Raw genomic sequence first — 14,596 nt, 5'->3', positions numbered from 1 at the left:
AAGAATAATGACAGAACAAAAAACGTGTGCGTGGGCGATGAATCACCCATTAGAGCGCGAATATCATGATTCCGAATGGGGCGTGCCAGTATATGACGACCAAGTCCTGTTTGAATTTATTACGTTGGAAGGTGCGCAAGCTGGGCTTAGTTGGATCACCATTCTTAAAAAGCGCGAAGGGTATAGGGAAGCGTTCGAGAACTACGACCTAGATGCTTTGGAACAAAGAAATGAAGAACGCGCTGAATACATCGTGGAAAACTTCGATGTTGTGAGACATCGCGGAAAGATTAACTCGGTTTTCAGTAATGCCAAAGCGGCCAAAGCGTTAATTGCTGAATACGGAAGTTTATCAGACGCGTTGTGGCAGTTCGTGGACGGCGAACCAATCATTAATCAATGGCAACATATGAGTGACGTGCCAGCTTCGACAGAGCAATCCAAAGCCATGAGTAAATTCCTAAAAAAGAAAGGCTTCAAGTTTGTCGGTGAAACCATCTGTTATGCTTTCATGCAAGCCGTTGGCATGGTGGATGACCATATCGTTGGATGTCCTAAAAAGCAGAATAAGTAACGTTTGGCTTATTAAGTTTATGTTGTTAGTTCTGGCTATCATGAATACGTTCCAAAGCTTCGATTCGACGCCATTGAGTGGCATCGAAGCTTTGCTTTCTTAAAGCAATGATTTCTGCCTGTTTTTCGTTTTGCCCTAGAAAATCCCTATTCAGAATCTCTTGACGCTGTTTTAAGTAAGTGGCGAGTTGAGTCTCAAATGATGCTCTTTGCTCATCAAGCTTTTGCAGCCTTTGCGCTCCAGCGTCTCCCACCAGTGCAACACGGGCGATGTACTTATCTTGTGAATCAAGCTGAGAAGCTTGCTCGAGTTGCTCCGCTAATGCGTTATTGCGTTCACTTTCTCGGATATAATCTGGTTGTTCTGATAACGCTTGATTGAGAAGGTGTGTCTGACTCTCGATATCCGATGCCTGTTTTTTAATCGTCAGCTTTTCCAATGCAAGTTGGCGAAGTCGGTTTTCTTCGTCAAACAATTGAGCTATCTGGACCTCGCTAAAGTATTGAAGTTGTAAATTCAGTATCGCTTCATTCAGCTTGGTTAGCTGTTCAAGCGTTAGTTGGTTATGCTCAAAAGGCTCCAATGCAGAGATCGCTTGCTTGTAGGAAAGGTAGGTCTGAAAAAGTTTGGCATCAATATTCAGTGTTTGTTTTGCTAAAGTGTCATCATTGACTTCCGCTTTGATCGTATCGAGATCTTCTTCGCCCAGCCGGCTAAGAGAATATTCGAAGAAGTCTTTTGGGGAAGAGACATCGGCGGCTATATCTTGCTGAGATGGCGAATGGTTAGAGGTTATCTCTTGTTGTTTGTCGCTTTGCAACAGAGAAAGCGCTCCCACGCCAAATATCGAGAGCAGGATAAAAGTGGTGAGAGCGACTTTCTTCATTGTGATGACCTCTTATAAACCTTGAAGTTTGAGACGATTTGCATGTTGGCGATAAAGCGTGACTGGATCGGTTTCAAAAAGATGATGAATACCGAGTAGGCCGTTAATTTCATCCAAATGGTTCATTTGATAATCATCACGTATGACTTTGCCCAAATGTGTGCTGCACGCACCAACTAAGCCATCATTCGGCCCATCAAAGGCTAAGCCAAGTACCATCATGGCAGCGTCGGTCGGATCGAAAACGTTTGTAAAAGTGGATGATCCGGTCCATGAGTAGTAATAAACGCCATTTGAAGCCAGCAAGTCACCATTACCACATTCACTGGTAGGGACTCCCTCCGGGTAGTGTTGGTTAAACGCTAATGATCCTTCCGTGGTTAATGCTGCTAATGAGGCTAAAGGGTCTTGGTCGAGATCAGAACCACCTGATAGAAGATTAATAAGAGTAGTTAAACCTTGCGCCAGTTTTACCGCGAGCTGCTCACTACCCGAACCCTCAGATACGGTGCCACGAACTAAATCTGCCACTTTAGACCCTTTATTAACGCCACCTATACTCGTAACTGATGCGACTAGGTCAGGACGGACAGAGGCAACATAGCGCGTTGTTGGACCACCATGACTGTGACCAATGAGATTGACTTTCTCTGCTCCTGTTGCTGCAAGTAAGGTTTCGACTTGAGCAAGCAGTTGCTCCCCTCGAACTTCGCTGCTATTGGTCGCGGATACCTGTGCAACATAAACCGTAGCGCCATCTTTTGTTAAGGAATGTGGTATTCCGAAAAAGTAATCAACGCCTGCCAGGGTATCAAAACCAAACAAACCGTGAACCAGAACAATCGGATACTTGGTTTGGGTATAACCTGTTGCAGCGTATACGGAGGTTATTGGGACGGTAATTAAGGTAAAAAGCATTAGCGCTATAAATTTGAGTTTCAAAACTATCTCCTTGTGGTATGACCTCTTATGAATGATAAAAAGTAGGAGAGAAACTCTAAATTTGGAAAGCCTATTTGTGGCACATTATTTCATTCTGTGACTGCTCAATTGAAAAACAACACAAATGATTAACATTAATTAATGGTTCGGGTGAATGTTAGTTAATTCTAATTAAGTCAGGGAGTTATAAAAACGCCCCGCAATGCAGGGCGATTCAATCATTGTTATAGGGAGGCTTCTTTTTCAAGCATTAAGGCATTATAACGCGCAAAACAAGCCTCTAGATCGGCGATCAAGTCATCCACGTCTTCTAAGCCAATATGAATACGAACTAAAGTGCCCTCAAAGTGTGGGTGCGCTACGGTTCTCAAGCTGTTAAAGCTCTTTGGTTCGTTAGCTAGAATGAGGCTTTCATACCCGCCCCAAGAATAACCCATACTGAAGTGTTTCATACCGTCAAGCAGAGCCGTCGTCGCTTTTGGATAAGACGTTTTGAGAACAAATGAAAACAAGCCGTTTCCACCAGTGAAGTCACGTTTGAAAAACTCATGGCCAGGGCACGATTCCAATGCTGGGTGGCGGACATGATCAACTTCCGGACGAGAAGCTAGCCACTTGGCGACTTTCAAGCTACTTTCTGCGTGTTGTCTTAGGCGAACATCCAGCGTGCGAATACCACGAAGGCCTAGGTATGCGTCGTCAGGAGAAACGCACTGACCCATCAAGTAGCTTTGTTCACGCAGTTGGGGCCAGTATTTTTCGGAAGCTACGGCTGTACCTAACATTACATCAGAGTGACCAACTATGTATTTGGTGGCGGCTTGAATGGAAATATCGACACCATGTTCAAATGGTGAGAAGTTCACGCCAGCTCCCCATGTGTTATCAAGCATCACAATAATATCGTGCTCGTGAGCAATGCGCGCCAATGTTGGTACGTCCTGCACCTCCATTGTGACTGACCCCGGAGATTCTAGGAAAAGGACTTTGGTATTTGGTTGAATCAAATCACGAATACCTTCTCCAATCATCGGATCATAATAGGTAGTTTCGATGCCCATTTTCTTCATGATGGTATTACAAAAATCACGAGTTGGTTCGTAACAAGTGTCCACCATTAGAATGTGATCGCCAGTTTCAACGAAAGAGAGGATGGCGTTTGAAATTGCTGCCGTTCCACAAGGGTAAAGCGCGCAACCAGCTCCACCTTCAATCTCAACCATTGCGTCTTGGAAAGCAAAGTGTGTGTTGGTGCCTCGGCGACCATAAAACAACGTTTTGTTTGCACGATTAATGGTGGCTTGGTTCTTTTCTGCAACGGTATTGAATACCACAGTTGAAGCGCGTTGAACGGGTGGGTTTACAACACCGTTTGTCCACTTTTTATCGCGGCCAGCGGTAATGAGCTTGGTTTTTTTGCCCTCTGACATAAAAGTTCCCTGTCTTAAATATTACGATTTTGATTATTTAAAACATGGACGACATAACGTTTGCAAGGGAAAAGTCAACTATCACCCAATAATAGCCGAGATTATCGAGTGAAGGCGTCAAAGCTGAAAGGTTGAGTTGTAGTCTTAGAGTGTATCGCTAAGGTGGAAAACGTAAGTAGAACAAACCTCCAGCAAGATGTTTGAAGCGCTGGAGGTTTTTTTAGTGGGTGTATTTGAGGTATTAGAGGAGTGGATTGAAGAGATAGAACACTCGCTCTAAGAATCGAGAAAATAGGCTTCTTTTCTCCCATTCTTCCAATACAACAGTGTGAGATTGCTTAATATAGCTATCTTGTAACCAAGACATTTGCTTCGTGAACTCTTCGTCGTCAACGGCGAGGGTAACTTCGAAGTTCAGCCACAAGCTGCGCATATCCATGTTTACGGTGCCAACTAAACAGAATTGGTCGTCAATTACGACGGATTTCGTATGCAGCAAACCACCGTAAAACTCATAGATTTTGACTCCTGCACTCAAAAGCTCACTATAAAAAGCGCGTGACGCCCATTGCACCATCATTGAGTCATTTTTATGTGGAATGATCAGTTCAACATCAATGCCTCGTTGTGCTGTCATCTTTAACGTTTCAAGTAAATCAGCATTGGGCACGAAATATGGCGTTGTGATTCGTACTGAGCGATTGGCTTGGTTGATTGCCAATGTTAATACTTGATAGATCAGATATTCCGGCATACCAGGGCCAGAAGGCACAACCTGAATAGGGTGTTGGAATTCACTCTCATCGATCTTGCATTCAGGTAGTCTCGGTAAATGACGTTCGCCAGTTTCGACTTCCCAATCCCAACAGTGGATAGCACTCAATACGTTTACCGTTGGTCCCGTAATGCGAACCATGATGTCCACCCAATGCCCGACGCCACTGTTTTGCTTGAAGTAAGCCGGGTCAACCAAGTTCATTGAACCTGTATAAGCAATTTCATCATCAATTACGATGATCTTGCGATGTTGGCGAAGATCAAGACGACGTAAGAAAATACGCCACATCTTCACTTCTAGCGCTTGAATAACTTCAATTCCAGCATCCTGCATCATTCGATACCAAGGACTTCTGAAAAAACGTGGACTACCTGCTGAATCGAGCAATAGTTTGACATCTACGCCGCGTTTAGCCGCTTGGATAAGTGCAGAAGCGACAGAGTCAGCCAAACCACCTGGATGCCAAATGTAGAATACCATTCGAATACTGCTCTGCGCGTTTTCGATGTCTTCAATAATGGAATGCAAAATCTCATTAGGTGACTGTTGCAGCGACAATGTATTACCGCTCAATGCGGGAAGACCAAGGCGGTTGTTACAAAGTTCATCAATTCGGTAGATGTGCCTTCCCATCGTTTCTGGGTTGTGCGCGTTACAGTCGTTCAACTGACTGAACCACTTCTCGAATGGTGTAAACATCTCTTTTGCGCGTTCGGCCCGTTTTCTGCCTAAGTTCAGTTCACCGAAGAGGAAATAACACGCGACACCCAGAACGGGAAGGATATAAATGATCATTAGCCAAGCTAAAGACACGCTCACTGCACGGCGCTTTAAAACGACACGAATGGTCACACCTGCGACCAGTAACCAATATAGCCCGATGCCAGCTAAAGTAAGAAAGTGATAAAACTTGTCCATATACGCTCAGAGTAATATGCCCTTCTAGGATATTAAGCATAAAAGTGGGTTGGGGGAATAGATTTCCCATTTAGACGTGGGATTGACCTTATATGAGGAACGAATTTCATAACAGCTGATTCTGTTATTTTAATGTGAAAAATAAGGCCATTCTTTAACTTTTGAACAAAAAAGCAGCATTTAACCTGCGTAACTCGACACTTGTGCGATAAATGTACTTTTTTGGGGTTCCAATTTTAAAGGGGAGCTGCTTTACTTTCTAGACATAGTGCGTCGGACGCTTATTTTATAAGTGTACAATAATTTTTACATAAACTTTTTAGACGCCTATCTCTATGCATACACAACAAACTAATTTTGGAGAAAAAGCGTGGCTACAACTAATACAGCAGCACCACGTGATACGTGGGGGTCTAAACTAGGCTTCGTAATGGCAGCAGCGGGTTCCGCTGTCGGTTTAGGCAATATATGGAAATTCCCTTACACAGCGGGTGAGAGTGGCGGCGGTGCATTCGTTGCTATCTATCTTATCTTTGTAATTTTTATCGGCTTTAGCGTGATGCTGACAGAGTTCGCTATTGGTCGTAAGACAGGTCTTTCTGCCGTAGGTGCATTCAAAACAACTGACCGACGCTGGACGTTCACTGGCGTTATGGGAGTCTTCAGTGGTCTTTTGATCATGGGCTTCTACCCAGTGGTTGGTGGTTGGGCATTGGCCTACATCTTTAAAGTGGGCGGTGGTCTACTCAGCGCGCCAGAAGCAATTGGCGACAGCTTTGGCGGTTTCATCTCAGATCCGATTCAGCCTCTCATGTGGATGGGTGTTTACCTGTTCCTTAACGTCATGATTGTGATGAAAGGGATCTCGGGTGGTATTGAGAAAGCCGGTAAGGTTCTGATGCCGCTTCTGTTCTTAATCCTAATCGTTGTTTCTGTTAAGGGCTTAATGCTGCCAGGTGCAATGGCTGGCCTTGAGTTCTTATTCATGCCGGACTTTTCTAAAGTCGACAGCAACGTGGTTCTTGCTGCACTAGGGCAAGCGTTCTTCTCACTTAGCTTAGGTATGGGTTGTATGATGACGTACGGTTCTTACCTGAAGAAGAAAGAGAACCTAGTTCAAACAACCGGTATGGTTACTGCGATGGATACAGGTGTCGCGATTCTTGCTGGTGTTGCTATGTTCCCAGCTATGTTTGCCTTTGGCATGGAGCCTGCAGCAGGCCCTGGTCTTGTATTCGTTGTCGTTCCTCAACTATTTGCTGAAATGGGCGGTGTGATTGGGTTGCTATTCGCGTTGCTATTTTTCATCGGCTTGACGGTGGCGGCATTAACTTCTTCAGTATCACTATTGGAAGTTGTCGTGTCTTACCTAATCGATGAGAAAGGCATGAAGCGCTCTAACGCTGTTCTGTCTGCAAGTGCAGTTATGGCGGCATTATGTATTTTTGCGTCACTATCGTTAGGTGGAATGGGACCAACGCTGTTTGGTACCGGTGCCTTTGATATCTTCGACTTGCTAACGGACAAAATCTTCCTAGCGGTTGGTGGTATGTTGGTTTGTATCTTTGCAGGATGGCGCCTAAGCCGTGCTGAGCTAGAAAAAGAGATCACTAATGACGGCGAAGTATCCTTCCCGCTATTTGGATTGTGGTACAACCTAGTTAAATACCTGATTCCTGTTGCGATTGCTATTGTTGCCTTCATGGGGATTAAGTCGGGCTTTGACAGTGGCAAAGGTGAAATCATGCTGCTGGGTATCGCAATCATTGGTCTTGCTGGTATTTTCTCTAGAAAGCTCTAGCTCAGGCCTTGGGGCAAGCCTCGATAGCTTTGTCCGATAACTTATGTATACTGCTGGCTCCAAACGTGGAGCCAGTTTTTTTATGTTCGATATTCTACATACCCATCCCGATTTTCTGATCATCAATAAGCATCCCAACGTCTCTGTTCATAAAGACGATGGCGACACAATGCTGCTGCAAGAAGTGGCTAAGCAGAGTGGTGATGAGCAGCTCTATCTTATCCATCGCTTGGATAAAATGACATCGGGTATTCTGCTCCTCGGACGCAACGCCAAAGCGGCCAGTGCGTTATCGCAAGCCTTTGCTGACCGCCAAGTGGAAAAGTTCTATCTGGCGATTGGCTCTAAAAAGCCGAAAAAGAAACAAGGTTTGGTCGTTGGTGATATGGAGCGTTCGCGCCGTTCATCATGGAAGCTGGTCAACAACAAAAATAACCCAGCCGTTACCCAGTTTTTCTCTCTTGCGGCAGAGCCCGGAGAACGCCTATTTTTATGTAAGCCGCACACTGGTAAAACGCATCAAATCCGCGTGGCATTAAAATCGGTTGGCTCAGGTATTGTTGGTGACCCTATTTACAATGCAGGCAATGAGGCTGATCGCGGTTATCTGCATGCATTTTCACTTTGCTTCCAATACCGAGATGAGCAATATCGCTTTGTTTGCGATCCACGAGAATACCAAGTGCTAGGTAGCAAATGGCACAGTGAAATCGTCTCTCAGGGTTTGGATACTTGGCTTTCCCCTTGGGAACTGAACTGGCCTACGATCAAATAACCGTCACAAAGAAAACTAATAAGAGAACTCGATGCAAGCATCACAACTTCCGCTGTTCTTTCAGCATCTAGAAACCGAGCTCGCGCAAGCTCCGAATGAAATTCGTCGACTGTTTCATGGTCGTGGCCGCCGTTTTGAGGGCTTAGAGCAAATCACCTGTGATTGGTTACAAGGTCAGTTGATTATCAACTTGTTTAAAGAAGTCGACGACGCGTTTCTCGCTGAGCTGAAAAGCGGCCTCAATGCGTTGGCACAATCACAACTGTGGGCAAATAAGCAAGGCCGCACTATGGTTCTTCAGCACCGTTATGCCGATGGTGCGCCTTCAGAAGTGCTTGTCGGTGAATTAGACGCTCGCCCAGTCGTTGAAGAAAGCGGTTTGAAATACCAATTGGATATTGGCCGCAACCAAAACTTCGGTCTGTTTTTGGACATGCGCTACGGTCGTGATTGGGTTCGCGAAAATGCGAAGCATAAAAACGTGCTTAACTTGTTTGCTTACACGTGTGGCTTTTCTGTCGCTGCCATTGCGGGTGGTGCAGATAAAGTGGTTAACGTCGACATGGCAAAAGCGTCGCTGTCTAAAGGTCGTGAGAACCACAAGCTAAATGGTCATAACATCAACCAGGTAAGCTTTATGGGGCACGATATCTTTAAATCGTGGGGTAAGATTAAAAAATCTGGTCAGTATGACTTGATTATCATCGATCCGCCTTCATTCCAGAAAGGCAGCTTTGCGCTGACTAAAGATTACAAAAAGATTCTGCGTCGATTGCCGGATTTGTTGGCAGAAGGCGGTCAAGTGATGGCATGTGTGAACTCGCCATCTGTGACAAGCGACTTCTTGATTGAAAGCATGAAAGAAGAAGCGCCAGAGTTGACATTCCGTGAGCGTCTGGATAACCCACCAGAGTTTATGGACGTAGACAGCGAAGCAGCATTGAAAGTGTTGCTGTTTAGCCAGAAGCAATGACGACGAAACGAAAGTTGTACCTATCTATAATACCAGCCGTTTGAGTACGGCTGGCATCTCCGCGATACCCCGTCAATCTGAATAGCGAGACGCGAGTGTGATTCAGAGTCTATTATCAGAATGAGTTATTCCTAACACGCTGATATTAGGTTTCTGATCTCGCCTAGGCTCGTCGGAATGACGGGAAACAATAAAAGATCGATACCAGCAGCATTAACCGATCTGCACTTCAAGATCCGCTTCGATGGTTGATGAGCAGGCGAGTACATAGCCTTGTTCAATTTCTTCTGGCGTTAATGTTTCTATGCTGGTGGAAGAGACGTTGCCTTGACGAACCTTGCATTTGCACGAGCCACAAATGCCGCTTCGACAAGCGACGATTAATGGTAAACCTGCGCCTTCGAGCACATCGGCCAATACTTGACCTTTTTGCGCATCGATAGTTTGAGCAAAGTCAGGAACAGAAACACGAACAACTTCATCGGAGACCGATGTTTCTTCGCCAGTCGCTGGCGTAAAACTCTCTTGGTAGAAGTTCGTCATGTCAAAACCAAGGTCATTCAAATAGCCGTGAACATCTTGCATAAACTGGCTTGGACCACACAGGTAAACGGTGCGCTGTTTGAAATCAGGAACAAGCTCTTTAAGCCAGTCGGCATTCAAACGACCTTGTGGGTGTGACGTTCCTTCGCGGTTTTTCAGCAACAACTTTAAATGGAAGTTTGGATACACAGCGTCGAACGTTTCTAGCTGATCGTAGTAAATCGTCTCTTCTGGGCTGCGCGCGATATGAAGAAATGCGATGTCCACATCGTTGTCGTTTTCATCGTGATTACTCAGCCAGTGTTTTGCTATCGAAAATACGGGCGTGACGCCGCAACCTGCACTGATAAGCAAAGCTTTTGTTTCGCCATCACGTAAAACGGGTGGGTGGTCAATGCAGTTAAATTCGCCCGCTGGTGGTAATGCTTGAACGGTATCTCCGAGCAGCAGCGAGTCAACGATATAGTTCGATACTTTACCGCCAGATACTCGTTTGATGGTGAGTTGAAGGTGATCGTCTTCATTGATCGAGCTGATTGAATAGGCACGAAACTCCATTTTTCCATCAATTTCGACGCCCAAGTTAATAAACTGGCCAGGTTTAAACTGAAACAGAAGTGATTCGGTTAGTTCGGCCAATTTGATGCTGACGGTGTCGTGTGTTTCGAAGTATTTGTCGATGCAACGGAGTGTGACGGGTTGGTTACCTTGCCATTCAAAAAACATAACAATCTCTTTGGTTGTGGCTATTTTTAGTTCGAAATAGATAGCGCCTCCACGTAAGGAGGCGCGTAACAAGCAGGTTTATTAGGCTGCTAGGATGGCTTTTAGATCATCCTGAACATTGCCAATACTGCGCATATCGAACTTCTCTTGGATGATGGCGATTAGGTTTGGCGTTAGGAATGCCGGTGCAGTAGGGCCTGTGTAAATGCCTTTCACGCCCAATGCAAATAGCGTTAGCAAGATAACGATCGCTTTTTGCTCGAACCAAGAAAGCACAAGCGTGAGTGGCAGTTCATTGATGTCACAGTCAAACTCTTTCGCCAGTGCAAGTGCAAGCTGGATTGCAGAGTAAGCATCGTTACATTGGCCCACATCCAATAGGCGAGGGATACCGTTGATATCGCCGAACGTATTCTTGTTGAAGCGGAACTTACCACACGCCAACGTCAGGATTAGCGTGTCTTCTGGTGCTTCAGCCGTAAAATCGGTGTAGTAGCTGCGTTCCGCTTTATCACCATCACAACCGCCGACTAGGAAGAAGTGTTTGATGTTGCCTTGCTTCACTTGGTCGATAACCGCAGGGGCGGCGTTCATCAGTGCATTGCGACCAAAACCAACCGTGATGTGGTGTTCGATTTCATCGTGTTGGAAACCGTCTTGCGCTAGAGCACATTCAATCACTTGGCTAAAATCATCGCCTTCGATGTGAGCCACTCCAGGCCAGCCAACAATACTGCGGGTGAATAGACGGTCTGCGTATTGACCCACATTTGGATTCAACAAACAGTTTGACGTCATTACGATTGCGCCAGGGAAGTTTGCGAATTCTTTCTGCTGGTTTTGCCATGCGCTGCCGTAGTTACCGACAAGATGAGGGTATTTCTTCAGCTCTGGGTAGCCGTGTGCAGGCAGCATTTCACCGTTGGTGTAAACGTTGATGCCTTTGCCTTCGGTCTGTTGCAGGATTTTTTCTAGGTCATGCAAATCATGGCCAGAGACAAGAATACATTTGCCTTTTACTGGTTTGACGTTCACCGTGGTTGGTTCTGGATGGCCGAAGGTCGTTGTTTCGCCTTGGTCGAGCATTTCCATCACTTTGTAGTTCATCAAGCCAATGCGCATTGAGCAATCAAGTAGTTCGCCAAGATCTTCAGGATCTGTGCCCAACCACGCCATGATTTCATGGTATTCGGCATAGATATCGTTGTTGGTTTGCTCAAGAACGTGTGCGTGCTCCATGTACGCGGCTGCACCTTTAAGTCCGTATAGGCAAAGTAGGCGTAGGCCAATAACATCTTCATGTACTTGGTCTTTACCACGGTTAACCGCGACTTGCGGAGCAAAAGTTAAGATTGCTTCTGCGCTGTTTGGTAGCTCAAAGTGAGCAACCGCAGGAATGTCAGCAACTTCGGTATCGGCGAGCGTGGCGGCAGACATCACTTGTTCTTTTAGCAATGCTTTGTACGTTGCAGCTTGAGAAGTTAACTCTAAGATGCGTTCAGGGTCGAAGTTTACGTTCGTCAATGTAGAGAAAAATGCTTTTGGTGCCCATTGGTTGATTTCATCGTTAATGATATTGAATTCAAGTGCTTTTGATGCCCAAAAAGAAACCCCTTGCAGTGTGTAAACCAACACGTCTTGTAGGTCTGATACTTCAGAAGTTTTGCCACACATGCCTTGTGCAAAAGAACAACCTTTAACAGCAGGGGTTTGAATTGTCTGTTCACATTGAATACAGAACATATTGGGTTCTCCAGTGATTATTTTAATAGTCGTGATGTTGAGCACTAGAGAGCAGAATGTGTGCCAGTTTTTATCTTGTTGATTTGTATTGAATTTTATCAGATTTAGGAGAGTGGTTGATGTAATTAAGACAACGGGCTTGATGTCTTAATTACATCGGCTTCTTGTGGTTGGTTATTTATTGATCCCGAGCTTTTTACCCATCCGATATAAGTTCCCGCGATCCATTTGTAAAAACTCCGCTGCTTTTGCCCAAACGCCACCAGTTTGGCTCAAAGCATGTTCAATTAAATCACGTTGATAGCTTTCTATTAGCTCTCGCATTGGTTGGCTTTCTTTAGGCAGATAATGCGATGTGTTTTTTACATCATCGAGAGCCAGTGAGGTGTCAAAATGGTTAAGCATGATCGTGCTTGCACCTTGTTGAATAGCGTGTAAAGCCGCGCGAGTTAAAGTGTGTTCGAGCTCGCGTACGTTTCCGTACCAAGGTAAAGACTCCAGTTGAGTCAACACTTTAGGGTGAACGTGCAGATTGGGCGCATTAAATTGTTGGCGTACCTTTTCTAACAGATATCCTGCTAAAACGGGAATATCCCCGTCACGGGCACGAAGTGGGGGGACTTGGATTGGGAATACATTTAAACGGTGGAATAGGTCTGCTCGAAATGTGCCAGCTTCGACCTCTTTTTCTAATTGTCGATTGGTCGCGGCGATGATGCGCACATTGACCATCAAATGCTGATCGCTACCCACACGTTGCAGCTCGCCTTGCTGAATTACGCGCAGCAATTTTGCTTGCAAAATCAAAGGCAGTTCGCCCACTTCATCAAGGAAAATCGTTCCACCGTCTGCCAGTTCAAACTTACCGGCACGGTGGCTATTAGCACCTGTAAATGCGCCTTTGACATGGCCAAACAGTTCACTCTCAGCCAGACCTTCAGGCAGGGCCGCACAGTTGACGTAAATCATCGGCTTATCGCTACGATGAGATTGCGCGTGTACCGAGTGCGCGACCAGTTCTTTACCAGTACCGGTCTCTCCTGTGATAAGTACCGCGTAATCTGATTGAGCAACGGTCGCAATGTTGTTTCGTAACTGGTTAATCTGCGGACTCAAACCCACCATTTCGCCATGTTGAGAACGGGCTTGCTGGATAAGGGTTTGAGTGACGCTTTTTTGCTTCTGGTTTTGCGCTTTGAGTGCTTTTAATTGAGCAATGTTACGCAATGTCGCAGCGGTCAAAGCCGCAAAGGTTTCGATAGCGACAGGGTCAATGTCATCAAACGCGCCCACCGTTAGAGCATCCATAGTTAGTGCGCCAACAAGTTGGCCTTCTACATACAAGCTAAAGCCCATGCAATCGTGAACATCAATGCACTGGTCTTCGGTTAATAGTGTGCCGTCAAAAGGATCAGGCAGTGAACAATCGGCATCGAAACGCACCGGTTCGCGGCTATGAATAATGGCATCTAAGCGTGGATGCGCTTTGGGGAAATAGCGACGACCTAAGACCGAGCTGGATAAGCCTTTTACCGCGACAGGAGTCAGAAACCCATCCTCATCGAAGATAAACAGGCAACTAGCATCACATGGGAATACTTGCGCGACCCCATCAATGAGGTTTTGATATTGCTGTTCGTGAGAGCGATTAGAGCTGAGGTTTAGCGCGATATTAAGGAGTACGTGGTCAACAGTCGGAGTCATAACAAGCCCAAAGTTATCTGGAATGGGCTCATGCTAGCAACTTGATGTCATTTGAACATCGAAAGGTGTGGGAGATTGATGTTCCATTGACGACGATCAAACTTGATACAAATAGAATCGCGCAAGCCGATAAGTAAGCAATGTACGCTTGCGCGGATTAAGCTCTTTGAAACAAAACAGCAGACCAATGGAACGGAGTCATCGTGTTCAAATTAGCGAGGTACAACCCTTGCGTCATTACCAGACATGTTGATTTGAACCGCTTGGCCTGGCTGAAAAATCATGTTTGGGTTTGCTTCTTGAACGACAGAGATTATTTTTCCATCCTCTAAGCGAATGGTCAGATTCACACCATTTCGTTTCGCGGTTGCTTCAGCGGCTTTACTGCCGGCATAACCACCCAGCAGACCACCACCAATAGCTGCGATATCCGAGCCAGAGCCGCCCCCGACTTTTGAGCCTAATATGCCACCCACGGCGGCACCAGCGATTGTGCCTATGGCGTTGGATTGGGTAGAGGCATCAATGGTTACTGGTTCAACTTTTTCAATCGTTCCGTAGTAAACCTGCTGAACTTTGCGCGTGTCTGAAGAGCCGTATGCATCTCCGTACGGGTTAGGTGAGGTACAGCCGCTAAGCATAACAATACAAGACATGATGAGCAGCATACCTAGCTTGACGTATTTTTTCATATAGCCTCCGAATGATTTCTCTCCATCCAAAGAGTATATACCCCAATTTAATATATGCTTTAGTGTTATATAAAACAGGTGCTTAGCGGCTGTTCTCTCAAGGAAACGTGA

Annotated in this window: 12 protein-coding genes; 4 read left to right on the top strand and 8 right to left on the bottom strand. The window is 45.6% G+C overall.

Translation table 11 applies throughout. The features are described from left to right. Positions 1–7: 7 nt before the first annotated feature. Complete coding sequence (locus OO778_RS10610) at positions 8–574, top strand: DNA-3-methyladenine glycosylase I (RefSeq protein WP_053807226.1); 567 nt, start codon at positions 8–10, stop codon at positions 572–574. Positions 575–599: 25 nt separating this feature from the next. On the opposite strand, the gene OO778_RS10605 is transcribed toward OO778_RS10610, so the two are convergent. The 4 genes from OO778_RS10605 to cls all read right to left on the bottom strand — a co-directional run bounded on the left by OO778_RS10605 (position 600) and on the right by cls (position 5,528). Continuing rightward, complete coding sequence (locus OO778_RS10605) at positions 600–1,460, bottom strand: lipase secretion chaperone (protein ID WP_264909747.1); 861 nt, start codon at positions 1,458–1,460, stop codon at positions 600–602. Positions 1,461–1,472: 12 nt separating this feature from the next. Then, positions 1,473–2,402, bottom strand: a complete 930-nt coding sequence (locus tag OO778_RS10600) for a triacylglycerol lipase (protein ID WP_104974253.1) — start codon at positions 2,400–2,402, stop codon at positions 1,473–1,475. Positions 2,403–2,626: 224 nt separating this feature from the next. Further along, the gene (locus OO778_RS10595; protein WP_264909745.1) at positions 2,627–3,832 is read right to left on the bottom strand and encodes a cystathionine beta-lyase; all 1,206 of its coding nucleotides are present in this window, start codon (positions 3,830–3,832) and stop codon (positions 2,627–2,629) included. Positions 3,833–4,073: 241 nt separating this feature from the next. Further along, complete coding sequence (cls, locus tag OO778_RS10590; RefSeq protein ID WP_005378105.1) at positions 4,074–5,528, bottom strand: cardiolipin synthase; 1,455 nt, start codon at positions 5,526–5,528, stop codon at positions 4,074–4,076. A gap of 430 nt (positions 5,529–5,958) precedes the next feature. Between cls and OO778_RS10585 the strand changes: the two genes are divergently transcribed. The 3 genes from OO778_RS10585 to OO778_RS10575 all read left to right on the top strand — a co-directional run bounded on the left by OO778_RS10585 (position 5,959) and on the right by OO778_RS10575 (position 9,077). After that, positions 5,959–7,329, top strand: a complete 1,371-nt coding sequence (locus tag OO778_RS10585; RefSeq protein WP_043884644.1) for a sodium-dependent transporter — start codon at positions 5,959–5,961, stop codon at positions 7,327–7,329. Positions 7,330–7,411: 82 nt separating this feature from the next. Beyond that, positions 7,412–8,104 carry a TIGR01621 family pseudouridine synthase gene (locus tag OO778_RS10580; protein ID WP_005393273.1) on the top strand — a complete coding sequence of 231 codons (693 nt, stop codon included), beginning with the start codon at positions 7,412–7,414 and terminating at the stop codon, positions 8,102–8,104. A 31-nt stretch (positions 8,105–8,135) separates the two neighbouring features. Beyond that, complete coding sequence (locus tag OO778_RS10575; RefSeq protein WP_074191128.1) at positions 8,136–9,077, top strand: class I SAM-dependent methyltransferase; 942 nt, start codon at positions 8,136–8,138, stop codon at positions 9,075–9,077. A gap of 213 nt (positions 9,078–9,290) precedes the next feature. Here the strand turns inward: OO778_RS10575 and OO778_RS10570 are convergent, their stop codons facing one another. The 4 genes from OO778_RS10570 to OO778_RS10555 all read right to left on the bottom strand — a co-directional run bounded on the left by OO778_RS10570 (position 9,291) and on the right by OO778_RS10555 (position 14,485). Next, on the bottom strand, positions 9,291–10,346 hold the full coding sequence (locus OO778_RS10570; RefSeq protein WP_074191129.1) for a hybrid-cluster NAD(P)-dependent oxidoreductase: 1,056 nt from the start codon (positions 10,344–10,346) through the stop codon (positions 9,291–9,293). Between the two features lie 81 nt (positions 10,347–10,427). Continuing rightward, positions 10,428–12,089 (bottom strand): hydroxylamine reductase, encoded by a 1,662-nt coding sequence (gene hcp / locus OO778_RS10565; protein ID WP_074191130.1) that lies wholly within the window; start codon positions 12,087–12,089, stop codon positions 10,428–10,430. Between the two features lie 174 nt (positions 12,090–12,263). Continuing rightward, positions 12,264–13,793: a nitric oxide reductase transcriptional regulator NorR gene (gene norR, locus OO778_RS10560; RefSeq protein WP_005486909.1), complete on the bottom strand. Its 1,530-nt coding sequence runs from the start codon at positions 13,791–13,793 to the stop codon at positions 12,264–12,266. Positions 13,794–14,005: 212 nt separating this feature from the next. Continuing rightward, positions 14,006–14,485 carry a glycine zipper 2TM domain-containing protein gene (locus OO778_RS10555; RefSeq protein WP_012841939.1) on the bottom strand — a complete coding sequence of 160 codons (480 nt, stop codon included), beginning with the start codon at positions 14,483–14,485 and terminating at the stop codon, positions 14,006–14,008. Positions 14,486–14,596 lie beyond the last annotated feature (111 nt).

The sequence above is a fragment of the Vibrio sp. STUT-A16 genome (assembly GCF_026000495.1).
Lineage (GTDB): Bacteria > Pseudomonadota > Gammaproteobacteria > Enterobacterales > Vibrionaceae > Vibrio > Vibrio diabolicus.
The sequence above is the reverse complement of the archived record's forward strand: the minus strand, read 5'-3'. Positions and strand labels throughout refer to the sequence as shown.

Coding starts and splice junctions, on each gene's coding strand:
- OO778_RS10610 (WP_053807226.1), top strand. CDS start 8: ATGACAGAACAAAAAACGTGTGCGTGGGCGATGAATCACCCATTAGAG.
- OO778_RS10605 (WP_264909747.1), bottom strand. CDS start 1,460: ATGAAGAAAGTCGCTCTCACCACTTTTATCCTGCTCTCGATATTTGGC.
- OO778_RS10595 (WP_264909745.1), bottom strand. CDS start 3,832: ATGTCAGAGGGCAAAAAAACCAAGCTCATTACCGCTGGCCGCGATAAA.
- cls (WP_005378105.1), bottom strand. CDS start 5,528: ATGGACAAGTTTTATCACTTTCTTACTTTAGCTGGCATCGGGCTATAT.
- OO778_RS10585 (WP_043884644.1), top strand. CDS start 5,959: ATGGCAGCAGCGGGTTCCGCTGTCGGTTTAGGCAATATATGGAAATTC.
- OO778_RS10580 (WP_005393273.1), top strand. CDS start 7,412: ATGTTCGATATTCTACATACCCATCCCGATTTTCTGATCATCAATAAG.
- OO778_RS10575 (WP_074191128.1), top strand. CDS start 8,136: ATGCAAGCATCACAACTTCCGCTGTTCTTTCAGCATCTAGAAACCGAG.
- OO778_RS10570 (WP_074191129.1), bottom strand. CDS start 10,346: ATGTTTTTTGAATGGCAAGGTAACCAACCCGTCACACTCCGTTGCATC.
- hcp (WP_074191130.1), bottom strand. CDS start 12,089: ATGTTCTGTATTCAATGTGAACAGACAATTCAAACCCCTGCTGTTAAA.
- norR (WP_005486909.1), bottom strand. CDS start 13,793: ATGACTCCGACTGTTGACCACGTACTCCTTAATATCGCGCTAAACCTC.
- OO778_RS10555 (WP_012841939.1), bottom strand. CDS start 14,485: ATGAAAAAATACGTCAAGCTAGGTATGCTGCTCATCATGTCTTGTATT.